Consider the following 22,775-nt stretch of genomic DNA (forward strand, 5'->3'; position numbering starts at 1 on the left):
CATGAAAAAGGGGCGCCCGACGGGCGCCCCTGAACTTTGTGACCCGATCCGTGGATCAGGCTTTCTTGCGGCGACGCAGGGCGCCGACGCCAGCCAGACCGCCGACCAGAAGCAGGCCGGATGCCGGAACCGGAACTTCGCTCAGAGCGAACTCGAAGGCCGCCTGGGTCGAAGAGAACGAGATGTATTTGAAGTCTTCGCCAGCATCAGCCGCGAAGTACAGCTTTGCGACCTGGTCGAAGGTGCTCGATTTGCCGGGCAGGCCGAACATCGCGATGATGTCTGCGCCGGTGAAGCTGTCGACCAGGGTGTTGGTGGAGTTGTAGAACGAGATCGTGTTGAACGAGTCGATCGAACCCCAGAGGATCGACAGGCCGTTGACCGCGGACGCAAGGGTCAGGGTCACCGGCGACGGTGCGCCGTCAGCGCCGCTTTCGCCGCCAACTGCGAAGTAGCTCGTCGTGCCTTCGATCGCCGTGTTGGCGAAGGGCGACTTGAACGAGTTCGGAACGCTGCCCGACGAAACGGTCGGGTCGCTGGACCAGGTTGCCCCGTCCGGGGTGGCGGCGAAGTAGCCGGAGGCAAAGGTGTCGGCGGTGTTGCCGACGCCGTTCGTCGAGCTGTCGAGCAGCCCGACCGTCGCGGCGTTTGCCGCAGCAGCGGCAAATCCGAACGCAACGGCGAGTGCAGTGGTCTTAAGTGTCATGGGTTACCCCCCAAAAATGTGACGACAGCCGCCCACCGACAAACTGCCGAATTAAGTGTCCAAATTGTGTCTGATTGCGGATCGGGTCCAAGCAATCTTACCTGATAATAGTCACAGGCCCTGACAGGTTCCAAGAAAATTGATGGTGAAACAACGATTTGCTGGGAACTGTTTCCCTCGGGCCAACAGTGCCCGCGAGTGATTTGGATTGTGTTCTTTCCTTGGCTGAAATGTGCAATTTAAAAGAGAGTGGCGGAAATGTGGCGCAACCAAGCCGATAATGCGTCGATAAATTGGCGGCTGCCTCCGGGCCGTCGGCGGCGAGGCGTCGAATCAACCGCAGAGGGGCGACTTTTACCTGTGTCCGCGGCATTCGCGCCTTGCGTGCAGGTGTCCCTTGGCGGCATGGTGGGCCAACAGCGGTTGAAATAGGGGCACAGGCGACCCAGATTCACCCTGCATAAACCGGAGAGGGTCGGTGCTGCCGTGATCGGGGCCGAGGCCTTCTGCCAGAACCAAGGATAGAGCATGACCCAATCCCTCAACCCGTCCTATCCCGTGCTGCCCCTGCGGGATATCGTGGTGTTTCCGCATATGATCGTCCCGCTCTTCGTCGGCCGCGACAAGTCCGTGCGCGCGCTGGAAGAGGTGATGTCCGACAACCGTCAGATCCTGCTGTCCAGCCAGATCGACGCGGCCGAGGACGATCCGTCGCCTGAGGGCATCTACAAAACCGGCGTGCTGGCCAACGTGCTGCAGCTGCTCAAGCTGCCCGACGGCACCGTGAAGGTGCTGGTCGAGGGCCAGGCTCGGGTCAAGATCACCGGCTTTGTCGAAAACCCGGACTACTTCGAAGCCCAGGCTGAGCTGATGGAAGAAATGATCGGCGACGAGGCCACCGTGCAGGCTCTGCTGCGGTCCGTCGGCGGCGAGTTCGAGAAGTACGCCAAGGTCAAGAAGAACATCCCGGAAGAGGCGCTTGGCGCCGTGGCCGAGACCAGCGAGCCCGGCAAGCTGGCCGACCTCGTGTCCGGCCACCTCGGGATCGAAGTCGAACAGAAGCAGGACCTGCTCGAGACGCTGAGCATCAGCGAGCGGCTGGAGAAGGTCTATGGCCTGATGCAGGGCGAGATGTCGGTCCTGCAGGTCGAGAAAAAGATCAAGACCCGCGTCAAGTCGCAGATGGAGCGGACGCAGCGCGAGTACTATCTGAATGAGCAGATGAAGGCCATTCAGAAGGAACTCGGCGACGGCGAGGACGGCCAGAACGAGGTCGCCGAGCTGGAGCAGCGCATCGCGGACACCAAGCTGTCGAAAGAGGCGCGCGAGAAGGCCGAGAACGAGGTCAAGAAGCTCAAGAACATGAGCCCGATGAGTGCCGAGGCGACCGTCGTGCGCAACTACCTCGACTGGATGCTGTCGATCCCGTGGGGCACCCGGTCCCGCGTGAAGAAGGACCTGCGCAAGGCCGAGGCGATCCTCGACGCCGATCACTACGGCCTCGAGAAGGTCAAGGAACGGATCGTCGAGTACCTCGCGGTGCAGCAGCGCAGCCAGAAGCTGAAGGGGCCGATCCTGTGCCTCGTCGGCCCTCCGGGTGTCGGTAAGACCTCGCTCGGCAAGTCGGTGGCCAAGGCCACGGGACGCGAGTTCATCCGCATCTCGCTGGGTGGCGTGCGCGACGAGTTCGAGATCCGCGGTCACCGCCGGACCTACATCGGCTCCATGCCCGGCAAGATCATCCAGGCGCTGAAGAAGGCCAAGACCACGAACCCGCTCATCCTGCTCGACGAGATCGACAAGATGGGCCAGGACTTCCGTGGCGACCCGGCCTCGGCCATGCTGGAAGTGCTTGACCCGGAACAGAATGGCACGTTCGTGGACCACTACCTCGAGGTGGAATACGACCTGTCGAACGTGATGTTCCTGACCACCGCGAACTCCTACAACATGCCCGGACCGCTGCTGGACCGGATGGAGATCATCTCGCTCGCGGGCTACACCGAGGACGAGAAGCGCGAGATCGCGAAACAGCACCTGGTGGCCAAGCAGATCAAGAACCACGGCCTGAAGAAGGGTGAGTTCGAGATCACCGACGAGGCGCTGAACGAGATGATCCGCCGCTACACCCGCGAGGCGGGCGTGCGGAACCTCGAGCGCGAGATCGCCAAGCTGGCGCGCAAAGCGGTGACCCAGATCGTCAAGAAAGAGGCGACGTCGGTGCAGATCACGGCCGAGAACCTCGACGAGTACCTGGGCGTGAAGAAGTTCCGCTATGGCCTGGCCGAGAAGGAGGACCAGATCGGTGTCGTCACCGGGCTGGCCTGGACGTCGGTCGGCGGCGACCTGCTGCAGATCGAGGCGCTGCGCCTTCCGGGCAAGGGTCGGATGAAGACGACCGGGAAACTGGGCGACGTGATGAAGGAATCCATCGACGCCGCCGCCTCCTACGTCCGCTCCATCGCGCCCTCCATCGGGGTGAAGCCGCCGAAGCTCGACCAGTGGGACATCCACGTGCACGTGCCCGATGGCGCGACGCCCAAGGATGGCCCCTCGGCGGGCCTCGCGATGGTGACCTCCATCGTGTCGGTGCTGACGCAGATCCCGGTCCGCAAGGACATTGCCATGACCGGCGAGGTCTCTCTGCGCGGGAACGCCATGCCGATTGGCGGGTTGAAGGAGAAACTCCTCGCCGCGCTTCGCGGGGGCATCACCACGGTGTTCATCCCCGAGGAGAACGAGAAGGACCTGGCCGACATCCCCGACAACGTGAAGGAGGGGCTGAAGATCATCCCCGTCACCCACGTGCGGCAGGTGCTGGAACAGGCGCTGGTGCGTCAGCCCGAGGCGATCGATTGGGACGAGGCGGCGGAAGAAGCCGCTGCCGCGGCCGCGATGTCGAAGGACAAGGGCGGCAGCTCCGAAGCCGTGGCGCACTGAGCGCAGGCGACATGAATGACAACGGCGCGTCCCGAGGGGCGCGCCGTTTTCGTGTGTCGGGTGGATATGCGGCGCGAAAGCGTCCTTAGTCCTCCCGCAGACCGCGGGCCACGGCTAGCGCCACCACCGCCACCGCCGCAGCCCCGCCCCAGACGACCCAGACCGGGGCCATGCTGCCCGTGCCCTCGACCGCCGGGACCAGGCCGACGCCGCCCGCCAGCCAGCCGAAAAGTCCCGCGCCGACGGCAAAGCCCGTGGTCTGCACCGTCGGCATGAAAGATGCGGTGCGCGATTTCTCACCCTCTGGCGTCGCCTCCATCACCCGTTCGTTCGCCGGCCCCCAGCTGAAGCCGAAGCCGCAGCCCGACAGCGCATGACCCGCGATCAGCAGGATCAGTACGCCCGAACTGAGCCCGGTCGCGATCATCAGCGCACCCGTGACCTGGAACGCAGGGGCCCACGCCAACAGCGCCTGACGGCGGCTGCGCGACAGGCGCGCGACCCAGAAGGCCGAGAGGCTCCAGAACATCGCCATGGTGACGACGATCCAGCCGGTCCAGATCGGCGACAGCCCCCAGACCGCGCGCACCGACATGGCGAGAAAGACGGTCGAGACCGCCTGCGCCACAGGCATCAGGAACATCACCCAGGTGCCGCGCCCGATGACGCCGCGGCGAAACGCCTCGCGCGGAAAGAAGCGTTCGGCCTTGCGGCCGTCGATGCGCAGGGCGAGGGCGATCAGGGCCAGGCCGAGGGGAAGGCCCAGCACCGCCGCCGGATGCCCGGGCAGGGCGGTTGGCAGGGCCAGCAGGGCGACCCCGCCCAGGCAGATCGCGACCGGGCCAAGCGCCACGGCGCGGCGGCTGGAGGACACCCTGTCCCGGCCCCGGTCCGGCAGGATCATGGCGCCCGCCACCAGGAACACCAGCGCCAGCGGCACCCCGACCAGCATCGCCGCGCGCCAGCCCAGCGTCTCGGTCGCATAGCCGCCGGCGACCGGGCCAAGGGCCGCCGCCGTGGCCCAGACCACCGCCTCGATCGAGAACACCCGCGCGACGAGGCCGGCCGCGAAGATCTCGGGGATGAGCGAATAGCAGAGCGCGGCGATGACCCCGTCAGAAAGGCCCTGGCACAGCCGGCCGACCGCAAAGACCAGCGGTGCCGGTGCCACGGCGGTCAGCACCGTGCCAAGGAGAAAGACACAGGCCGCGGCGAGGCCGGTCGCCCGGGCCCCGAACCGGCCCCGCAGGTGGGCCGAGACCACGCCGCCCGCCACGATGCCGATGAAGAAGAGCGCATAGGCCAGCGGCAGCATGCCGAGGTTGCCGAGCGCGTCGAAGGCCACCGGGATCGAGGCCGAGATCGACAGGTCATTGAACGCGTGCATCCCGATCCCGGCCGAGATCGCCAGGACCGCCCCGCGATACTCGGGCGCCAGCAGGCCTGCATCGCGTTTCGCGCCGCCCGGCGGGGGCTGAAGATGAAGCTCGGTCACAGTGTCCTCCGAATCCGCTCTTGGGATACCGTGCGACCTCAACCGCGGTTGAGGTCAAGCCTTCGGGATCGCCTCGCTGTCGCCCGTTCCGGCACCGGAGTCGAGCCGCAACCCGACGTGATCCGGAAACCCTGCGTCATCTCGTGGCCAATCGGCGCATTTCCGGCAAAAGAGGCGCTTGCAGTACCCGGCAAGTGCGGCTAGACAGCGCTCCGTCGGGTGATTAGCTCAGTGGTAGAGCGCTTCGTTCACATCGAAGATGTCGGGGGTTCAAATCCCTCATCACCCACCATTCCCCTCCACCACGAAATCACTGGCCAGCGCGGGCGCGATTTGTCGCGACGGTGCCGTATATGCAACTTTAGGTTGCAAGTCATCTGGCCGACCCTATCTTCAATGAATGTGCCGAACCGCGGCGTGATACATCCGAAGGTTTCGACACAGGGAACTTGCCCGGGCTTCTGCCGGGCCCTAATTTGAGAGTCCTGGGATCGGGTTCGGGCCCCGGTCTGCTGGGCGGGGTAGGATACACCAATTGGACGAAGGCTCCGAGGACGACGCCAGGCGCGTGGCGCTCGAGGCGGTTCTTGACTCAGACGTTCTGGGCGACCAGTCGCGCTTGCGCCAGCTTCTCACATATCTTGTCACCGAGGAAATCGAAGGCCGCGGCGACCGCATCAAGGCCTATACCGTTGCGACCGAGGCGCTCGGGCGCGGGCCGGGGTTCAACCCCTCGACCAATTCCATCGTCCGGGTCGAGGTCGCGCGCCTGCGCCAGGCGCTGGCGCTCTTCGCCGCCTCGGCCGGACCTGAGGTCAGGCTTCTGATCGACATCCCGAAAGGCACCTACCGCCCCGCGTTCCGCGAGGTGCCGGCGCCCGAGGCCCCGCCGGTCGCACCGGCCGCGCCACGCTCCGAGGACGCGCCGTTTGCCCCTGCAGCCACGCGCTGGAGCTGGCCGCGCCGGGCACTGGTCGCCTCGGTCTTCGTGCTCTTCGGCCTTCTCGTGGGGCTGACCCTGGCCCTGCGGTCCGACCTCCTCCTGGCGTTGACCGAGGATCGGCCACGGGAACTGCGCGTCATCCTGCGCCCGGCCAGCGACGACCGGCCGGTGATCACGGCGCTTCTCACGACGCAGCAAGTGCTCAGCGCCTACAGCCAGATCGATGTCGAACGCGAGCCCGCCGGGGTCGAACCCCGCGGCTCTGCCTGGCCCGAGACCTATCGCCTGACCGTCGCGCCCGAAAGCAGCGGCGGTGTGCGACTCGACCTCGTGCATGTCCGGTCGGGCGAGGTGCTGTCGTCGCGCAACTTCGACGCGGAAACGGTGACGCGGCCGTCGCGCGATCCGCTGCTGCAGCTGTCGCCGCTTCAGGTGTACGTCTCGACGCTGGTCCAGCGCGAAGGCCTGATCGAGGCGGACTACCGGGCGCGGGACCGGGAACTGCCCGCGCTGCACTGCATGACGCTGGTGAACGACTACTTCGCCGAGCAGACCGATGCACGTCACGCCGCCGCGCTGGACTGCATCGAGGAGCGGATCGCGGAGGGCGACGAACGTTCCGATCTCTACATGGGTCTCGCCTACATGTTCCGCGAAGAGTTCACCGACCAGCGCAACCCCCGGCCGGGCGATCCGCTGGCGCGGGCGCTGGCGGCTGCCAACCGGGCCACGCAGCTCGACCCCTACGGCGGGATCAACCACTACGCGGTGGCCACGGTGCTGAACGTGATGCGCCAGAACGACGCCTTCCTGCGCGCCGCGCGCAACGCCGTGCAGCTGAACCCCTACAGCCCCGAGATCGCCGGCGGGGTGGGGGCCCGCATGGCGCAGCTGGGTCACGGGAGCGAGGCGCTCGTCTACCTCAACCGGGCCGAGGAGATCCGGCCGGGCGAAGCGAACTGGCGGACCTATGCCTTCTTCCTTGCGCACCTCCAGCGGGGCGAGACGGACGCCGCAATCGAACGCGCCAGGCTCCTCGTGGGAAGCAGCAATCCCCTCTACATCGCGGCGCAGGTCGTGGCCCACCACCTGGAGGGCGATGAGGCCGCCGCCGTCGAAGCATACCGCACCCTCGAAGAGGTCAACGGCGGCGCGCCTGACATGGCCGCGGCCTATGCCCGGCGCAACTATGCGCCCGACCTAATCGCCAAGCTGACCGGACCGATCAGCGATGTGGCGGCGAGTATCTGAGAGACGTAGCGTCACGGCCTCCTGCCAGACGTAAGAACGGCGTACATACTCGTCTTCCGGGAGAGTTTCGGCCATTACTTGCACAGCGAATCCCGGTTGGGGTTTCGAAAGGACGAGTGATGATGGTTCCGAGTGCCGCACGTTGCGGAAGCGAGGTGCACAGCGTCGACGATGCCCGAGAGGCCATCGTCGACGCCTATTACGATCTGGCGGATGCCCTGGTGATGATGCCGCGCCCCGGCGCGGCGGTCGGGGCATACCGGATCGAGGAGTCTTCTGATCGGTTGTCCGTGCTCGAGGAAGGGCTGCGCAACGCGGCCCGGTTCTTCGCACGGGAAGTGGGGCGGAACCAGTATGGGGATCCGGACAAGGGGCAGTGTCCGGATGGTTCCGCCCGCGAATTCTGGCTCGCGCGGATGACGCGTCGGATCGACGATCTGCACGGCGTGCGCGAAACCGGCATGACCGAGGCGCAGTCCCTGCGACTGCTGAGCCTCAAGCGCACGCTGGACGAAGTGACCGCCATTTAGTCGGCCTTCGTCACCACTCACGGAGCGTGATCGCCGGATCGGCGTAGAGGCTTGAAACCTCGTCGCCGATCCGGGAAACAGGGGAAACAGCGAGGCGACCCCCCGATGTCCGATGCCCGATCGCCGTTCTGGGCCAAGTTGAACGGCCTGATTCAGCAGATCTATCCCGATCACGATCCCGAGGTTCTGGGCCCGCAGCTGGTCGAGGCGTTCTGGCCCGACCCCGCCACCATGCGCAAGCGTGGCCGGGTGCCCGGCAACCGGCAATGGTCGGAGCGTGACGCGCTCTGCATCACCTACGGCAACTCGATCGTCGACGGCCAGCACAAGCCGCTCGACCTGCTGCGAGACTTTCTCCACAACCACCTGACCGGCGTCATCAACGGCGTGCACATCCTGCCGTTCTTTCCCTACACCTCGGACGACGGCTTTGCGGTGACCGACTACCGCGCCGTGAACCCGGTGCTGGGCGACTGGGCCGACATAGCGCGGATCGGGTCGGAATTCCTGCTGATGTCGGACCTCGTGCTGAACCACGTCTCGTCCCAGTCGAACTGGTTCAACGCCTACCTGCAGGGGCACGAACCCTACGACGGCTTCTTCTTCGAGGCCTCGCCCGAGGACGACCTGTCGGACGTGGTCCGGCCCCGGACCCATCCCCTCTTGCGCGAGGTCGAGACCAGCCGGGGCATGCGTCACGTCTGGTGCACCTTCAGCCACGACCAGGTCGACCTCGACTTCCGCAACCCCGAGGTGCTGCTGGAATTCCTGCGCATCATGCGGCTGCACATGGATAATGGCGTGCGGATCGTGCGGCTGGACGCCGTGGCCTTCATCTGGAAGGAGATCGGCACCAAGTCGATCCACATGCCGCAGACCCATGCCATCGTCCGGCTGATGCGGCACCTTGCCGACTATGCGACCGAACCGCTGATCCTGCTGACCGAGACAAACGTTCCGAACGCCGAGAACCTCAGCTACTTCGGCAACCGGAACGAGGCGCACGCGGTCTACAACTTCTCCCTGCCGCCGCTGGTGCTGCACGCGATGCTGTCGGGGACGGCGACGCGCCTGATCCGCTGGCAGGGGGCAATGCCGCCGGCGCAGATGGGCTGCGCCTACCTGAACTTCACCGCCAGCCACGACGGCATCGGCATGCGCCCCGCCGAGGGGATCCTGTCGGTCGAGGACACCGGCCGGGTGATCGAGGCGGTCCGCGACTTCGGCGGCGCGGTGTCGATGCGTGCCCTTCCGGGCGGGGGACAGTCGCCTTACGAGCTGAACATCACCTGGTTCGAGGCGATGAAGGGAACGTTCAAGGGAGAAGACGATCACCAGGTCGCCCGTTTCCTGGCCAGCCAGACGCTGGTCATGTCGCTCGAGGGGATCCCGGCCTTCTACATCCATTCCCTGCTGGCCACGCCGAACGACCGCGAGGCGGTGGAAAAAACCGGGCACAACCGCGCGATCAACCGGCACCGCTGGGACTACGGCCAATTGCAGGAGCGGCTGGCCGATCCCGCGTCGAACCAGCACGTTGTCCTGCAGGAGATGCTGCGCCGGATCGCCATCCGCCGCCGCCAGCGGGCATTCCATCCCAATGCCACGCAATTCACCCTGCAGGTCGACCAGCGGGTCTTTGGCCTGTGGCGCCAGAGCCTCGACCGCGACCAGTCGATCTTTGCCCTGCACAACGTGAGCGACGAGGCGGTGGAGATCGATCCGCTCGCCATCAACCTGATCGAGGGCGAGGACTGGGTGGACCTGCTGACCGGTGAGGTGGTCGATCCTTCGGGCGGGGTGATCCGCTTCGCGCCCTACCAGTGCCGCTGGATCACCAACCGCGGCTGATCGCCCGCCGGGGCGGGCGATGCCTCCGGCGGGAGTTTTCCGGGCAAGATGAAGCTACTGGCCGAGCGCGATGCCCTCGCGCCGCGGATCCGCGCCGCCCTGCAGCGTGTCACCGATGGCAATGGCGTGCAGGCCCGAGTTCAGTTCGATGACGTTGGTCTCGTACCCGAGTTCAGACAGCGGGCCCGCCAGCGCCTCGGCCCCGGTTCCCGCCTCGATATCGTAGCTGCCGAAGCGGTTGACGAGGTGCGGGGCGCTGACGGCCTGCTGGACATCCATGCCCCAGTCGATGTGGTTCACGATCGCCTGCGCGACATAGCCGATGATCCGGCTGCCGCCGGGCGAGCCGATCACCAGCACCGGCGCGCCGTCCTTCATCACGATGGTCGGCGCCATGGACGAACGGGGCCGCTTGCCGGGCTCCACCCGGTTGGCGATGGGGCGGCCGTCCTCGTGGGTGGCGAAGGAGAAATCGGTCAGTTCGTTGTTCAGCAGGAAACCCCGGACGAAGAGGCGCGAGCCGAAGCCGTTTTCGATCGTCGTGGTCATCGACAGGGCGTTGCCGTCGGCGTCCACGATGGAGATGTGCGAGGTGGAGGGCAGCTCGATCGCCATGTCATCGCCCCAGAGCATCGCGTGGTCCCATTCGGGGGTGCCCGGTGCGACCTCGGGCAGGGCGGTGTCGGTGTCGAGCAGGCGGGCGCGGTCGGCCAGGTAGGCCGGATCGACAAGGCCGCCGGTCGGGACCGGGACGAAATCGCTGTCGGCCATGTAGCGGCCCCGGTCGGCGAAGGCGAGGCGCGAGGCGTCGCCGATCAGGCGCCAGGACTGCGGATCCTCGGTGCCCATTGTGGCGAGGTCGGTGTTGTCGAGCATCCCGAGGATCTGGCCCACGGTCAGCGCCCCGGACGAGGGCGGGCCCATCCCGCAGACCTCGTGCGCGCGGTAGTCGGCGCAGACCGCGGGGCGTTCCTTGACCTGGTAGAGCGCGAGGTCGAGCGTCGAGAGCACGCCCGGATTGCCCTCGGCCCCGCGGACGCGGTCGACGATGTCCTCGGCGATGGGGCCTGTGTAGAAGGCACCCGCGCCGCGCGCGGCGATAAGGCGCAGGGTATCGGCATAGGCCGGGTTGGTGAGCGTGTCTCCCGCCGCGATGGCCGTGCCATCGGGGAAGAAATAGGCGGCGGTGTCGGGGAAACGCTGCAGGCGATCGGCGTCCTCATCTACCAGCGCGGCGAGGCGGGGCGAGACGCTGAAGCCGTCCTCGGCCAGCGCGATGGCGTCGGCAAAGAGCGACGGCCAGTTCGCCCGGCCCCAGCGGCGGTGCGCCTCTTCCAGCAGGCGCGGCGTGCCGGGGGTGCCGACCGACCGGCCGCCGACCACCGCGTCGAAGAACTTCAGCGGCTCGCCGTTCTCGTCCTGGAAGAGCGTCGGGCGGGCGGCCAGCGGCGCGGTTTCGCGCGCGTCGAGCGTGGTCAGCGCACCTGTCGCGGCGTCGTACCAGACGAGGAATGCACCACCGCCCAGCCCCGAGCTCTGCGGTTCGACCAGCCCCAGCACGGTCTGCACGGCGACCATGGCATCGGCGGCGGTGCCGCCGGCCTCAAGCACCCTGGCCCCGGCCTCGACCGCCAGCGGGTTGGCGGCGGCGATCATCCAGTCCTGCGCCTCGACCGGTGTGCCCTGCGCCTTGGCGTCCAGCGCGGCCTGCACCCGCGGCGGCAGGTCGGCAAAGGCCGGGGTCGCGGGCGCCGCGGCCTCGGGCGCGACGGTGTCGGCGGCCTGCTGGGCCTGGGCGGCGGTCGCAAGCGACATCGCGACGGCGAAAGTGGTGAGCCTGAGCATCTGGAATCCTCCCTTACGTATCGGCAGCTTAGCCGACACCGGGCCGGAGGCGAGCGGAATGGCGCCCGGGCGGCGGTGCACCGCCGATCAGTCCGCGCCGTATTCGCGCAGGTCGGCGGCCACTGCCTTGAGCATGTCGGCCATCAGGTCGGGATCGGCCGAATGCACCCGGTTCCACGTCGGGATGAACGGCGTCTCGGCCGGGTTGTCGAGGAAGACGTGCCCGGCCTCGATGATGTTCTCGGCGAACATCTCGATTGCGGCCTCCTCCTGGTGGCGGTCGACGTAGAGGCCGTTCATCCGCGCGTCGTTGTAGTAGCTGTCCAGCAGGTCGAGCGCCGAGCGGTAGTAGGTCGCCTTGAGCGTGCGGAAGACCTCTTCGTTGAACACCGTCCCGTCGGCCGCGAGCTTGCGGAACACCGCCTTGCAGATGTCGATCGACATGCGCGACAGGCCCTTGCTCTTGTCCTCGGGCGAGAGATCCTGGTGCTTGTGGTCGTAGGCATCCGAGATCTCGACCTGGCAGACCGATTTCGGCGCGAGGTTGCGCCAGGCCTCGGACAGCACGCCGATCTCGAGCCCCCAGTCCGAGGGGATCCGCAGGTCCGGCAGGATCGAGGTCCGCATCGCGAATTCGCCCGACAGCGGGTAGCGGAAGGCGCGCAGGAAATCGAGGTAGTCGCGGTCGCCGATCACCCGCTTCAGCGCGATCAGCAGGGGCGAGACCAGCATCCGGCTGACCCGGCCGTTGATCTTGCCGCTGCCGATCCGGGCGTAGTAGCCCTTGGCCACTTGGTAGGGGAAGTTCGGGTTGGCCACCGGGTAGACCAGCCGCGACAGCATCTCGCGTTCATAGGTGACGATGTCACAATCGTGGATCGCGACGACCGCGCTGTCGGCGCAGGCGATCAGGAAGCCGAGGCAGGACCAGACGTTCTTGCCCTTGCCGGGTTCGTTCGGGGCCAGCCCCAGCCCTTCGAGACGTTCCTGGATCGCCAGCATCCGGGGGCTGTCGTTCCAGATCACCACGTGGTTCTGCGGCAGGATCGAGAAGAAGTCGCGCGCGTGGCGGTACTGTTCCTCGTTGGCGCGGTCGAGGCCGATGATGATGCGGTGCAGGTAGGGCACCTGCGCCAGTTCCTGCAGGATGTTGGGCAGCGCCTCGCCCTCGAGCTCGGAATAGAGCGAGGGCAGGATGAGGGAAATCTTGCGCGTGGTGGCAAAGGTCACGAGTTCCCGGGTCAGGTCCTCGTCGGTGGTGGTGCGCAGGTTGTGGATGGTGGCGATGTTGCCGTTCTGATGAAAATCCGCCACCTGTGTCCCTCGTCTAGCTGCCGTTCCGTGCCGTCAATTCGGAAACTAACGCCAGGATCATCTCGTTCCAACCCGCCGGACCCTCTTTCGTGCTGCGGCGTATCCGCCCCGCGCGTTCCCCGGCCAGGATGGGTAATTCCGCGCCAAAGGAATTGGCGATGATGATGCCGTGGTCGGCGGCGTTCAGCATCTCGACGTCGTTCGGGGCATCGCCAAGCGCGATCGAGACCGGCAGGGTGTCGTCGGTCCCGTAGGCCTGCAGGATCATCTCCATCCGGTCGGCCTTGGTGCCGCCGAAAGACAGGGTGAGGTACCGGCCGCCGCGCCGGGCGGTGACGCCCTCTTCGGCCAAGGCGGTGAGGAAGAGATCGCGCATCTCGGCCGGCCCCGTCCAGATGCCGGGTTCCGAAAACGCGCGGCGCCGGGCCAGGCGGGCGTTTTCCAGAGGCAGGCCGGTCTGTTCCGCGACCTCCTCGTCGCTCCAGTCGCCGAAGCCCTGGAAATGGCGGCGGAGGCCGGGCTTCACGCCATCGAGGATCTCGCGCAGGTGCAGGTAGGCCGAGTTGTCGGCGCGCGGCGAGGTGCCGGGCGGCAGCAGGCCCGCGCCGTTCTCGACGATGGCGGGGTACTGGGTCAGCCGCATTTGGTCGCGGATCGGCGCGATCTCAGGCGCGGTCTTGGACGAGGCCAGCACCACCGGCGCCCCGACGGCGCGCAGCTTGGACAGGGCCGGCAGGGCAGGGGCCCAGCTGTAGTCCTCGTGGTCGAGAAGCGTCCCGTCCAGGTCGGAGAAGACAACGAAAGGTGGGTTGCTCATGCCCTCTTGCCCCCCGCGTGGCCTTTGCGATAGACGAGCGCCCACGGGTGATTAGCTCAGTTGGTAGAGCGCTTCGTTTACACCGAAGATGTCGGGAGTTCGAGTCTCTCATCACCCACCATCCCCATCCTCTGGTCGGCTTGAATCGATGCGCTTTCGCGCCAGTTGATGGCCCTCGCGCGCGTGGCCACCCAGGCCTTCAGGCCGCGAATTGGGGCGGTTGGAGCGCAGGCGCTGCCTTGTTTCGGCCCCAATTCGTGACACAAATCCGGTCGACTGTTCGCGCTATCCGCGCAAACCGGAATTTTTAAATCATTGTTAACCATCCGGAGACGGGGTGGCAAAACCGTGAGATTGGGTAAGGCGTTGAAAAATAACAATTGAGGCGGGAATCTTGCCGTAATGTGACGTTTTCGCCTTAAACTTGCGTCAGCATTGTGGCACTTCCTTGGTCGGGGCGCTGACCATCGGACCAGACGCGCATAGAAGCGGCTGTTCGGTGGAAACGGATGAGCAAGTAAGGATACATGATGTCGTTCAAGAATTTTCTGTTCGCCGCGTGTTTCGCGGCTGTTCCTGCTGTTTCGCAGGGTGCCACTGTGAACCTGACGGCCGGGTCGGATTGGACGGAATTCCGGTTCGACATTGGCGTCGATAGCGGCGAGTGGCAGGCGATCAGCTCCACGCCCGAGATCGTGAGCTACACGTTCACGCTGGCGAAATCGGCCTACCTCCAGGTCACCGACGCATTCCGTTCCGGTGACGTGTTCGAGATCTTCCTGAACGGTGGGTCGATCGGCAAGACCTCGGCCACCTCGGTCGTCGGCAACCAGATCGGTGCCGACTACGACGCGGCCATGCTCGATGCGGCCTACAGCTCGGGCAGCTGGCTGCTGTCCGCGGGCAACTACACGCTCAGCGGCTTTGTCGTCGAGCAGCCCGAGACCCGTGGTCGCGCGGCGCTTCGCCTGGTCGAGGCCGCCACCGTTCCGGTGCCCGGCGCACTGGTCCTGATGCTCAGTGCCGGTGGCGCCCTGGGTGCGGCCGGCCTGCGTCGGCGCAACCGCGCAGCAGGGGGTGACCGGGCATGAAACTGCTTTGGACAACGACGCAGCTGGCGTTCGCCGCCGCTGCCCTGACCGCAACCATGTCCACGGCCCAGGCCGCGGCGGGCCCCAAGACCTGCGACAGCCAGTTCTCACGCACGGTCCTGCAGTCCGGCAACTTCGACGACATCTGCTCGTGCGAGGTGGTGACCACGGCGTTCATCCGCAATCTGCAGATGAGCAGCAACTTCGAAACCGTGCTGAGCTCGGCGATGATGTATTGCCCGGCCCATGCCGAGGCGCTGACCGCGACCGTGACGGCCTCGTTCTCGGCCGGTCTGTCGGGTGAAGACGGCGACCACGGCCCGGGCGAGCGCGGCGCAGGTGACGTCGGCGGTTCCACGGGCGGCGGCACCGGCACGGGCGGCACCGGTGGCGGCAGCGGCGGCACCGGCGGCAGCGGCGGCACCGGCGGCAGCGGCGCACCCGGCAATCCTGGCGGTGGTGACACCGGCGGTTCCGATGGCGGCGACACTGGCGGTTCCGACGGCGGCGACACCGGCGGCTCGGATGGCGGCGACACCGGCGGCTCGGATGGCGGCGACACCGGCGGCTCGGGCGGCGGCGACACCGGCGGCTCGGATGGCGGCGACACTGGCGGTTCCGATGGCGGTGACACTGGCGGTTCCGACGGCGGCGACACCGGCGGCTCGGACGGCGGCGACACCGGCGGTTCGGACGGCGGCGACACCGGTGGCTCCGACGGTGGTGACACCGGTGGCTCCGACGGCGGCGACGAAGGTGGCTCCGACGGTGGCGACGAAGGCGGCTCTGATGGCGGCGGCGAAGGTGGCTCCGACGGTGGCGACGAAGGTGGCTCCGACGGCGGCGACGAAGGTGGCTCCGACGGCGGCGACGAAGGTGGCTCCGACGGCGGCGACGAAGGTGGCTCCGACGGCGGCGACGAAGGTGGCTCCGACGGCGGCGACGAAGGTGGCTCCGACGGTGGCGACGAAGGCGGCTCCGACGGTGGCGATGGCGGCGACGACGGCGGCATCGACAACGGCTGGTAACAGGCCCTAGGTCAGGCTGCGGTCCGGATCGGCACTGGTGATCGTCAGGCGACGGTGATCGGTGCGGTCCGGGCCGCAGTGCGTTTGATCAGGTCGGTGAGACCATCACCCACTTGGACGGCATCCGCGGGTCCTGCATGCGCAGGAAGATGTAGCCAGTGTCCGACCAGCTCTTGATCCGGTTGGTCAGGTTGTCGAGGACCATATCCCCGACCTCGGTCCGGACCACCAGGACCGCGTGACCGCGACGGCGGTGATCCAGCACAGTGGCGATCAGCAGGTTCTGCGCCGGGTAGCCCAGGCGGATCAGCTCACGCTTCTTCAGCAGGGCGAAATCCTCGCAGTCGCCGCCCCGTGCGGTCGGCAGCGACCACTCTTCCTCGACCCGGAATTGGGAGGCGTCCGACACGCTGCGGACCTTGCGGTTGACCGTGCGGTTGAGGGTGTGGATGCGGCTGATGTCGGCCTGCGCGATCGAGGGGGTGCCGGCGCTGACCGAACAGGCCCAGATGATCGTGCTGCAGAGGTTGCGCGCACCCTGCGGCGCCACGACGTGGCGCACCGGGGTGAGGTAGCTCGACGATTGCTTGGCCAGGGCGGCATCCTGCGGCAGCGCGGCGGCCAGGAGGGCGCTCAGCGCGGCGAGGCGGGCCAGGGCCGTGAACGGGCGCCGGAAGGGTGATTTCGTGAACCTGTCGGTGAGTCCGTTGCCCATCTTGTCGTCGCCTCTGCTGTCGAATCCTTCGTCGAACGGACCACTGCAAGGTGGCAGGAAACTGGCACTCACGGGGCGGATTGTCGGTCGCAAGATGGACAGACCCGTCCAGTTAAGGACGCGATTTTCGACCTGTCGAGTCCGCCGATAGGCCAATATGCCTTGCAACACGGGCGAAAACGGCCGGATCCCGCCGATGGCCTGCGGGCGGGATCTGCCACTGTTCTTGATCGGGCAACGGTCTGTTCAGCGATCGGGCGAGGTGATGCGACCAAGTTCCGGGCAGGTGCCGTCGGGCGTGCGACATGGGCGGAACGGCTGCGGGACAGGGGGATCGCGCGGGACGCGAAACCAGCCCGCAGGCCGTCCGAAGTGCCGAAAGCCTGCCGGTGGCCGGCGCCTGAAGGCGCGGCCGAGGTCGTCAAGGGGATCGGGATCACGCCCGCTTGGTGCCATGTCGTCATGGCGGCAGACCCTGCCGGACAAACATTGATTTTCGCCGAACGGGATCGTGGCGGCGCCCGCGCTTTGACCGATGCCCGGGGGGCATGCCGAGGGGCCCGCAGCGCCGCGTGAACGTAGGCCGATCCGTGGCATCATGCCATCAAGGCGCCCGGCTTCGGGGCCGGTCGCGTACAACAATGTACTGGGAGGGGGAAGATGGTGGGCGACCCTGGAATCGAACCAGGCATGGGTCTCCCCGGCGGAGTTACAGTCCGCTGCCGCACCTTGCAGCTCGTCGCCCTGATCAGCCGGACGTTGCCGTCCGCGGATCGTGAGGCGCTGAATACTTGCGGCCCCGGTGAGGGTCAACAGGAAAATCGGCCCCCGACGTACAGGCTTGCGCAAGGTCGCTCCGGGTGCCAGAGACGGGGGATCAGCCGGGTGCGAGGATGCGATGAAGAAGCCGAAATGGGTGGTCGAGAAGGAGCGGTCGAAGAAGGCCGCCTCTGCCGAAACGGTCTGGCTTTTCGGGCTGCACGCCGTCCGCGACGCGCTGCAGAACCCGGCGCGCGAGAAGCTGCGCCTGATCGTAACCAAGAACGCCGCCGACAAGCTGGCCGACGCGATCGCCACCGGCGGGATCGAGCCCGAGGTGACCGATCCTCGGAGCTTTGCCGCGCCGCTTGATCCCGGCTCGGTCCACCAGGGCGCCGCGCTCGAGGTCAAGCCGCTGGACTGGGGGAGCGTTGCCGATCGCTGCCTGGGCGACGGAGTGCGTCCGCCCCTCGTCGTCGCGCTCGACCGGGTCACCGACCCGCACAACGTGGGCGCCATCCTGCGGTCTGCCGAAGTGTTCGGTGCGCTGGCTGTGATCGGCACGCGGCACCATTCCGCGCCCGAGACCGGCGCGCTGGCCAAGACCGCGAGCGGGGCGCTGGAACGCCAGCCCTATCTCAGGGTGCGCAACCTGGCCGACACGCTGATCGAGCTGAAGGACATGGGCTATCTCACCCTCGGGCTCGATGGCGAGGCGGACCAGACCGTGGGCGAGGCGCTGGCGGGGCAGGGCACCCGCGCGGTGGCGCTGGTGCTGGGCGCCGAGGGGCCGGGCCTGCGCGAAAAGACCCGCGAGACGGTGGATGCGCTGGTCAAGATCCCGGCGGCGGGCGACTTCGGATCGCTGAACGTGTCGAACGCGGCCGCCGTGGCGCTCTACGCGGCGCGGACGGCCGGTCAGAACAGCTGACCTTGCGTTCACGTTCTTATTACATCCTCTTCCTACGCTCGCCCGGTCTCCTATGTGAGTCCCAGAGGCGTCGATCCGGAACATTGACGCTTCGTTCACTGTCCCTCGTTCCGTGACTGCGCCCGGTTTGCCGGGCGCTTTTTTTGTCCGCGCCGGCCGCCACCCACATGCACCGCCGCCGAATCCGCTTGTCGCGCGGATCGGCCCCGCTACTCTCGGCCGCATGAGCGAAACCTATACCGATGCCTACCTGCGCGACATCCTCGGCCGCACCAAGGTGATCGCCGTGGTCGGCGTCTCGCCGAACGAGACGCGCCCCAGCTTCTACGTCGCCCGTTACCTCGGGCTGAAGGGCTATCGCGTGATCCCGGTGAACCCGGCCCACGCCGGCAAGACGCTGCTTGGCCAGACCGTGCGCGGCAGTCTTGCCGAGATCGACGATCCGGTCGACATGGTCGACATCTTCCGCCGGTCGGACCACGTGCCCGAAGTCGTCGACGAGGCGCTCGCCGATCTGCCGCATCTCAGGACGATCTGGATGCAGATCGGCGTTGAACACGCCGAGGCCGCCGAAACGGCGCGGGCGCGCGGGATCGACGTGATCATGAACCGCTGTCCCAAGATCGAGTACCAGCGCCTGTTCGGCGAGCTTCGGATGGGCGGGTTCAACACCGGGATCGTGTCGTCGCGGCTGTAACAGGGGGCGCTGCCCCCGCAGGCGTGTCTTCGGAACGATGAAACGGGCCGTCAGGCGCCCCGGCCTGCCTTTTCGGCGATGCCCGAGGTGCCTTCGCGGCGGGCCAGTTCCGCCTCGACCTCGGCCAGGGTGACGCCGCGCGCGGTCAGCATCACCAGCAGGTGATAGAGCACATCCGCCGCCTCGGAGGTCAGCCGGGCGGTGTCGCCCTTCACGGCCTCGATCACGGCCTCGATCGCCTCTTCGCCGAACTTCTCGGCGCATTTCTCGGGGCCCTTGGCGAGCAGCTTCGCGGTCCAGGAGCTTTCCGGGTCGGCACCCTTGCGGGCCTCGATGGTGACGGCGAGGTCGTGCAGCGTGCTCATGTCAGCCTCATCGGGATGCCGGCGGCGGCCATGTGGGCCTTGGCCTCGGCGATGGTGTGATCGCCGAAGTGGAAGATCGACGCGGCGAGGACCGCCGAGGCGTGCCCCTCGGTGATGCCCTCGACCAGGTGGTCAAGCGTGCCGACGCCGCCCGAGGCGATCACCGGCACCGGCACGGCGTCCGAGATCGCGCAGGTCAGCGGGATGTTGAACCCCGCCCGTGTGCCGTCTCGGTCCATCGAGGTCAGCAGGATTTCTCCGGCGCCCTTCTCGGCCATCTTCACGGCAAACTCCACCGCGTCGATGCCGGTGGGTTTCCGCCCGCCGTGGGTGAAGCATTCCCATTTGCCGGGCGCGACGGTCTTGGCGTCGATTGCCACGACGATGCATTGGCTGCCGAAGTGATCGGCCGCCTCGGCCACCACGTCCGGGTTCGCCAGCGCGGCCGAGTTGAAGCTGACCTTGTCGGCCCCCGCCAGCAGCAGGTTGCGCACGTCGGTCGTGCTGCGCACGCCGCCGCCCACGGTCAGCGGGACATAGCAGCTTTCGGCCGTCCGGGTGACGACGTCGAACATGGTGCCCCGGTTCTCATGGGTGGCGTGGATGTCGAGAAAGCAGATCTCGTCGGCGCCGGCGGCGTCGTAGGCGCGGGCGGCATCGACCGGGTCGCCGGCATCGCGCAGGTCGACGAAGTTCACGCCTTTCACCACGCGGCCGTCGGCCACGTCGAGGCAGGGGATGATGCGGGTCTTCAGCATGCGCTTGTCATAGGCGAGGTGCGACCTACCGTAAAGCGGCAGTGGAACCCGCGCCGGACGCGGGCGTTTGGTATGAAGGCAGGCAGGAAGGCGACCGCATGAAGGAAATCATCGTACTGATCGGATTCATCCTGGCGGTGGCCATTGCCAACATCGAGCCCGACGCCGGCCGCGACGCGGTTGCCGGGACCGATGATGCCCCCCGGTGGGAGCATGTGGCCCAGCTTCCCGCGACGCTGGATCCTCATCCGGCGAGGACCGACAGCGCCTCGGAGAGATCCAAGGCCCCGTCGTAGAGCGCCCGTCCCGAAATCGCCCCGTTCAATCCCGCGCCGCAATCGCGAAGCGCGATCAGGTCGTCTAGCGACGACACCCCGCCCGAGGCGATCACCGGGATCGACACCGCGCGGGCGAGTGCCGCCGTGGCCTCGACATTCGGGCCCTGCATCGCGCCGTCGCGATTGATGTCGGTGTAGATGATCGCGGCGACGCCCGCGTCCTCGAAGCTCTGCGCCAGTTCGGTCGCGTCGAAATCGGTTTCCTCGGCCCAGCCCCGCGTCGCCACCTTGCCGCCGCGCGCATCGATGCCGACGGCGACCTGGCCCGGAAAGGCCTTGGCCGCTTCGCGCACAAGCTCAGGGGTCTCGACCGCGACCGTCCCCAGGATGACGCGGGCCAGACCCTTCTCCAGCCAGGTTTCGATGGTCTTCATGTCGCGGATGCCGCCGCCAAGCTGCGCGGGCACCTTGGTGTCGGCCAGGATCGCCTCGACCGCGGCGCCGTTCACCGGCTCGCCCGCGAAGGCGCCGTTCAGGTCGACCAGGTGCAGCCATTCGCAGCCGGCCTCGACAAAGGCGCGGGCCTGCGCGGCCGGGTCGGTGTTGAAGACAGTGGCCTTCTCCATCTCGCCGCGCAGCAGGCGCACGGCATGTCCGTCCTTCAGGTCGATGGCGGGGTAGAGGATCATGCGCGGCTCCGGGATAGATGCGCGGGCGATGTGGCATGACGCAGCGGGATTTGCAATCGGACTTGTCCTGACGTCGGGCACTGGCGACACTCGCGCCCAACGAGTCATGGGAGGAAGATCATGCTGAAATCACTGCTGGCAGGGGCCGCGCTGACGCTGGCTGCGGGCGCCGCGATGGCCGACCCGGTCGAAGGCACCTGGCAGACCGAGGTGGACGACGGCGCCTATGCCTATGTCCAGATCGTGCCGTGCGGCACCAAGTTCTGCGGCACCATCGCCCGCACCTTCAACGCGCAGGGCGAGTACAAGGCACAGACGCTGGGCAAGCAGCTGGTCTGGGACATGGAGCCGCAGGGCAACGGCGCCTACGCCAACGGCAAGATCTGGCGTCCGTCGAACGACAAGACCTACAAGTCCAAGATGCTGCTGAGCGGGGACAGCCTGAAGGTCTCGGGCTGCGTCGGGCCGATCTGCCTTGGGCAGAACTGGACGCGCGTGCAGTAACCGCTGTAAAGGCCGCGCCCGCCTCGGCGGGCGCGGTCAGGGCGTCCAGGTCAGGAAGTTGGCGATCAGGCGCAGGCCGGTCGCCTGGCTCTTTTCCGGGTGGAATTGCATCCCCAGCATCGTGTCGCGACCGACGATCGCGGTGATCGGCTGGCCGTAATCGACATGTGCCAGACGCTGTGACGGCGTGCTGACCTGCATGTGGTAGGAGTGCACGAAGTAGGCGTGCTGTCCGGTCTCGATCCCCGCCAGAACCGGGTGGGGGCTGTCGATCACGAGGTCGTTCCATCCCATGTGCGGCACCTTGAGCGCCGGGTCCTCGGGCGTGATCTTCTCCACCTCGCCATCAATCCAGCCGAGGCCTTCGGTCTCTTCGTACTCGTGCCCGATCCGCGCCATCAGCTGCATGCCGACGCAGATCCCGAGGAACGGGCGCCCCTTGACCTCGACCGCCTCGCGCAGGGCGTCATAGACGTTCTCGCGCCCCTTCAGCGCGGCGCAGCAGGCCGGAAAGGCGCCGTCGCCGGGCAGCACCAGCCGGTCGGCACGGGCGACATCCTCGGCCCGGTCGCTGACGATGACCTTGCCCGCGTCCGTTTCGCGCGCCATGCGCTGGAATGCCTTTTCGGCCGAGTGCAGGTTGCCGCTCTCGTAGTCGATCAGAACGGTGAGCATCGTCACAGGGCGCCCTTGGTCGACGGGATGGCGTCAGCCTTGCGCGGATCGGTCTCGACCGCCTCGCGCAGGGCGCGGGCGACAGCCTTGAACGCGGCCTCGGCGATGTGGTGGCTGTTGATCCCGTGCAGCTGGTCGACATGCAAGGTGATGCCGCCGTGGGTGCTGAGCGCCTGGAAGAACTCGCGCACCAGTTCGGCATCGAAGGTGCCGATCTTGGGCGTCGGCAAGGTGACGTTCCAGACCAGGAAGGGCCGGCCCGACAGGTCCAGCGCGGCGCGCACCTGCGCGTCGTCCATCGGCAGCAGGCAGGATCCGTAGCGCCGGATGCCGCGCTTTTCGCCGAGGGCCTGCGCCAGCGCCTGGCCAAGCGCGATGCCGGTATCCTCGACCGAGTGGTGGTCGTCGATGTGGAGGTCACCCTTGCAGGTGATCTCCATGTCGATCAGCGAATGACGCGCCAGCTGGTCCAGCATGTGGTCGAAGAACCCGATGCCGGTGCGGTTGTCGTACCGCCCGGTGCCGTCCAGATCGATCCTGACCGTGATGTCGGTCTCGGCCGTCCTGCGGGTGATCTCAGCCTTGCGCATGGC

At 67.1% G+C, this 22,775-nt stretch carries 21 protein-coding genes and 3 tRNA genes; 12 read left to right on the forward strand and 12 right to left on the reverse strand.

Translation table 11 applies throughout. The features are described from left to right. Positions 1–55: 55 nt before the first annotated feature. Positions 56–706: a VPLPA-CTERM sorting domain-containing protein gene (locus ACE2AC_RS19995; RefSeq protein WP_375689601.1), complete on the reverse strand. Its 651-nt coding sequence runs from the start codon at positions 704–706 to the stop codon at positions 56–58. A 528-nt stretch (positions 707–1,234) separates the two neighbouring features. On the opposite strand from ACE2AC_RS19995, the gene lon reads away from it, so the two are divergent. Continuing rightward, on the forward strand, positions 1,235–3,646 hold the full coding sequence (gene lon, locus ACE2AC_RS20000) for an endopeptidase La (protein WP_375689602.1): 2,412 nt from the start codon (positions 1,235–1,237) through the stop codon (positions 3,644–3,646). Between the two features lie 85 nt (positions 3,647–3,731). On the opposite strand, the gene ACE2AC_RS20005 is transcribed toward lon, so the two are convergent. Then, positions 3,732–5,141: an MFS transporter gene (locus ACE2AC_RS20005; protein WP_375689604.1), complete on the reverse strand. Its 1,410-nt coding sequence runs from the start codon at positions 5,139–5,141 to the stop codon at positions 3,732–3,734. 217 nt (positions 5,142–5,358) lie between these two features. Between ACE2AC_RS20005 and ACE2AC_RS20010 the strand changes: the two genes are divergently transcribed. From ACE2AC_RS20010 to ACE2AC_RS20025, 4 genes are all read left to right on the forward strand, one after another. Beyond that, positions 5,359–5,433 (forward strand) — tRNA-Val (locus ACE2AC_RS20010). A gap of 243 nt (positions 5,434–5,676) precedes the next feature. Further along, a complete protein-coding gene (locus tag ACE2AC_RS20015) occupies positions 5,677–7,335 on the forward strand; it encodes a tetratricopeptide repeat protein (RefSeq protein ID WP_375689606.1) in 1,659 nt (552 codons plus the stop codon). 155 nt (positions 7,336–7,490) lie between these two features. After that, positions 7,491–7,865, forward strand: a complete 375-nt coding sequence (locus ACE2AC_RS20020; protein WP_375689608.1) for a hypothetical protein — start codon at positions 7,491–7,493, stop codon at positions 7,863–7,865. A gap of 105 nt (positions 7,866–7,970) precedes the next feature. Beyond that, the gene (locus tag ACE2AC_RS20025; RefSeq protein ID WP_375689610.1) at positions 7,971–9,716 is read left to right on the forward strand and encodes a sugar phosphorylase; all 1,746 of its coding nucleotides are present in this window, start codon (positions 7,971–7,973) and stop codon (positions 9,714–9,716) included. 54 nt (positions 9,717–9,770) lie between these two features. Here ACE2AC_RS20025 and ggt read toward each other — a convergent pair whose 3' ends face one another. From ggt to ACE2AC_RS20040, 3 genes are all read right to left on the reverse strand, one after another. Further along, positions 9,771–11,561: a gamma-glutamyltransferase gene (ggt, locus tag ACE2AC_RS20030; protein WP_375689612.1), complete on the reverse strand. Its 1,791-nt coding sequence runs from the start codon at positions 11,559–11,561 to the stop codon at positions 9,771–9,773. A gap of 87 nt (positions 11,562–11,648) precedes the next feature. Further along, the gene (locus tag ACE2AC_RS20035) at positions 11,649–12,875 is read right to left on the reverse strand and encodes a glycosyl transferase (RefSeq protein ID WP_375689614.1); all 1,227 of its coding nucleotides are present in this window, start codon (positions 12,873–12,875) and stop codon (positions 11,649–11,651) included. Between the two features lie 13 nt (positions 12,876–12,888). Next, complete coding sequence (locus ACE2AC_RS20040) at positions 12,889–13,692, reverse strand: HAD-IIB family hydrolase (RefSeq protein WP_375689616.1); 804 nt, start codon at positions 13,690–13,692, stop codon at positions 12,889–12,891. A gap of 45 nt (positions 13,693–13,737) precedes the next feature. On the opposite strand from ACE2AC_RS20040, the gene ACE2AC_RS20045 reads away from it, so the two are divergent. The 3 genes from ACE2AC_RS20045 (at position 13,738) to ACE2AC_RS20055 (ending at position 15,811) form a co-directional block, all read left to right on the forward strand. Then, positions 13,738–13,813 (forward strand) — tRNA-Val (locus ACE2AC_RS20045). 409 nt (positions 13,814–14,222) lie between these two features. Further along, entirely contained in the window at positions 14,223–14,783 is a 561-nt protein-coding gene (locus ACE2AC_RS20050) for a PEP-CTERM sorting domain-containing protein (RefSeq protein WP_375689618.1), read from the forward strand. Further along, entirely contained in the window at positions 14,780–15,811 is a 1,032-nt protein-coding gene (locus tag ACE2AC_RS20055) for a hypothetical protein (RefSeq protein ID WP_375689620.1), read from the forward strand. Before ACE2AC_RS20050 ends, ACE2AC_RS20055 begins: the two co-directional genes overlap by 4 nt. An 88-nt stretch (positions 15,812–15,899) precedes the next feature. Here ACE2AC_RS20055 and ACE2AC_RS20060 read toward each other — a convergent pair whose 3' ends face one another. Continuing rightward, on the reverse strand, positions 15,900–16,526 hold the full coding sequence (locus ACE2AC_RS20060; protein WP_375689622.1) for a transglutaminase-like cysteine peptidase: 627 nt from the start codon (positions 16,524–16,526) through the stop codon (positions 15,900–15,902). Positions 16,527–17,187: 661 nt separating this feature from the next. Beyond that, a tRNA-Tyr gene (locus ACE2AC_RS20065) sits at positions 17,188–17,271 on the reverse strand. Between the two features lie 153 nt (positions 17,272–17,424). Between ACE2AC_RS20065 and rlmB the strand changes: the two genes are divergently transcribed. Both rlmB and ACE2AC_RS20075 read left to right on the forward strand, forming a co-directional pair. Further along, complete coding sequence (rlmB, locus tag ACE2AC_RS20070) at positions 17,425–18,216, forward strand: 23S rRNA (guanosine(2251)-2'-O)-methyltransferase RlmB (protein ID WP_375689624.1); 792 nt, start codon at positions 17,425–17,427, stop codon at positions 18,214–18,216. 223 nt (positions 18,217–18,439) lie between these two features. Beyond that, a complete protein-coding gene (locus ACE2AC_RS20075) occupies positions 18,440–18,913 on the forward strand; it encodes a CoA-binding protein (protein ID WP_375689626.1) in 474 nt (157 codons plus the stop codon). A gap of 50 nt (positions 18,914–18,963) precedes the next feature. On the opposite strand, the gene ACE2AC_RS20080 is transcribed toward ACE2AC_RS20075, so the two are convergent. Both ACE2AC_RS20080 and hisF read right to left on the reverse strand, forming a co-directional pair. Continuing rightward, positions 18,964–19,278, reverse strand: a complete 315-nt coding sequence (locus tag ACE2AC_RS20080) for a phosphoribosyl-ATP diphosphatase (protein ID WP_375689628.1) — start codon at positions 19,276–19,278, stop codon at positions 18,964–18,966. Beyond that, positions 19,275–20,036: an imidazole glycerol phosphate synthase subunit HisF gene (gene hisF / locus ACE2AC_RS20085; protein WP_375689630.1), complete on the reverse strand. Its 762-nt coding sequence runs from the start codon at positions 20,034–20,036 to the stop codon at positions 19,275–19,277. The genes ACE2AC_RS20080 and hisF overlap by 4 nt, the downstream gene beginning before the upstream one ends. Before the next feature lie 98 nt (positions 20,037–20,134). Here hisF and ACE2AC_RS20090 point away from each other — a divergent pair, with 98 nt between their 5' ends. Further along, entirely contained in the window at positions 20,135–20,332 is a 198-nt protein-coding gene (locus ACE2AC_RS20090; RefSeq protein ID WP_375689632.1) for a hypothetical protein, read from the forward strand. Here the strand turns inward: ACE2AC_RS20090 and hisA are convergent. Then, complete coding sequence (gene hisA / locus ACE2AC_RS20095; RefSeq protein ID WP_375689634.1) at positions 20,281–21,003, reverse strand: 1-(5-phosphoribosyl)-5-[(5-phosphoribosylamino)methylideneamino]imidazole-4-carboxamide isomerase; 723 nt, start codon at positions 21,001–21,003, stop codon at positions 20,281–20,283. The two genes, ACE2AC_RS20090 and hisA, sit on opposite strands and share 52 nt — an antisense overlap. A gap of 120 nt (positions 21,004–21,123) precedes the next feature. Between hisA and ACE2AC_RS20100 the strand changes: the two genes are divergently transcribed. After that, positions 21,124–21,507 (forward strand): DUF2147 domain-containing protein, encoded by a 384-nt coding sequence (locus ACE2AC_RS20100; RefSeq protein ID WP_375689636.1) that lies wholly within the window; start codon positions 21,124–21,126, stop codon positions 21,505–21,507. Between the two features lie 36 nt (positions 21,508–21,543). Here ACE2AC_RS20100 and hisH read toward each other — a convergent pair whose 3' ends face one another. Beyond that, a complete protein-coding gene (gene hisH / locus ACE2AC_RS20105) occupies positions 21,544–22,182 on the reverse strand; it encodes an imidazole glycerol phosphate synthase subunit HisH (protein WP_375689638.1) in 639 nt (212 codons plus the stop codon). 2 nt (positions 22,183–22,184) lie between these two features. Continuing rightward, positions 22,185–22,772 (reverse strand): imidazoleglycerol-phosphate dehydratase HisB, encoded by a 588-nt coding sequence (gene hisB, locus ACE2AC_RS20110; protein WP_375689640.1) that lies wholly within the window; start codon positions 22,770–22,772, stop codon positions 22,185–22,187. Positions 22,773–22,775: the final 3 nt, after the last annotated feature.

Origin of the sequence: Pseudooceanicola sp. LIPI14-2-Ac024 (assembly GCF_042188925.1) — a bacterium.
Taxonomy (GTDB): domain Bacteria; phylum Pseudomonadota; class Alphaproteobacteria; order Rhodobacterales; family Rhodobacteraceae; genus Pseudooceanicola.

Excerpts from the sequence above, each read along its gene's own strand:
- ACE2AC_RS19995 (WP_375689601.1), bottom strand. The coding sequence starts at position 706 with ATGACACTTAAGACCACTGCACTCGCCGTTGCGTTCGGATTTGCCGCT.
- lon (WP_375689602.1), top strand. The coding sequence starts at position 1,235 with ATGACCCAATCCCTCAACCCGTCCTATCCCGTGCTGCCCCTGCGGGAT.
- ACE2AC_RS20025 (WP_375689610.1), top strand. The coding sequence starts at position 7,971 with ATGTCCGATGCCCGATCGCCGTTCTGGGCCAAGTTGAACGGCCTGATT.
- ggt (WP_375689612.1), bottom strand. The coding sequence starts at position 11,561 with ATGCTCAGGCTCACCACTTTCGCCGTCGCGATGTCGCTTGCGACCGCC.
- ACE2AC_RS20040 (WP_375689616.1), bottom strand. The coding sequence starts at position 13,692 with ATGAGCAACCCACCTTTCGTTGTCTTCTCCGACCTGGACGGGACGCTT.
- ACE2AC_RS20050 (WP_375689618.1), top strand. The coding sequence starts at position 14,223 with ATGTCGTTCAAGAATTTTCTGTTCGCCGCGTGTTTCGCGGCTGTTCCT.
- ACE2AC_RS20055 (WP_375689620.1), top strand. The coding sequence starts at position 14,780 with ATGAAACTGCTTTGGACAACGACGCAGCTGGCGTTCGCCGCCGCTGCC.
- ACE2AC_RS20060 (WP_375689622.1), bottom strand. The coding sequence starts at position 16,526 with ATGGGCAACGGACTCACCGACAGGTTCACGAAATCACCCTTCCGGCGC.
- rlmB (WP_375689624.1), top strand. The coding sequence starts at position 17,425 with ATGAAGAAGCCGAAATGGGTGGTCGAGAAGGAGCGGTCGAAGAAGGCC.
- ACE2AC_RS20075 (WP_375689626.1), top strand. The coding sequence starts at position 18,440 with ATGAGCGAAACCTATACCGATGCCTACCTGCGCGACATCCTCGGCCGC.
- ACE2AC_RS20080 (WP_375689628.1), bottom strand. The coding sequence starts at position 19,278 with ATGAGCACGCTGCACGACCTCGCCGTCACCATCGAGGCCCGCAAGGGT.
- hisF (WP_375689630.1), bottom strand. The coding sequence starts at position 20,036 with ATGCTGAAGACCCGCATCATCCCCTGCCTCGACGTGGCCGACGGCCGC.
- ACE2AC_RS20090 (WP_375689632.1), top strand. The coding sequence starts at position 20,135 with ATGAAGGAAATCATCGTACTGATCGGATTCATCCTGGCGGTGGCCATT.
- hisA (WP_375689634.1), bottom strand. The coding sequence starts at position 21,003 with ATGATCCTCTACCCCGCCATCGACCTGAAGGACGGACATGCCGTGCGC.
- ACE2AC_RS20100 (WP_375689636.1), top strand. The coding sequence starts at position 21,124 with ATGCTGAAATCACTGCTGGCAGGGGCCGCGCTGACGCTGGCTGCGGGC.
- hisH (WP_375689638.1), bottom strand. The coding sequence starts at position 22,182 with ATGCTCACCGTTCTGATCGACTACGAGAGCGGCAACCTGCACTCGGCC.
- hisB (WP_375689640.1), bottom strand. The coding sequence starts at position 22,772 with ATGCGCAAGGCTGAGATCACCCGCAGGACGGCCGAGACCGACATCACG.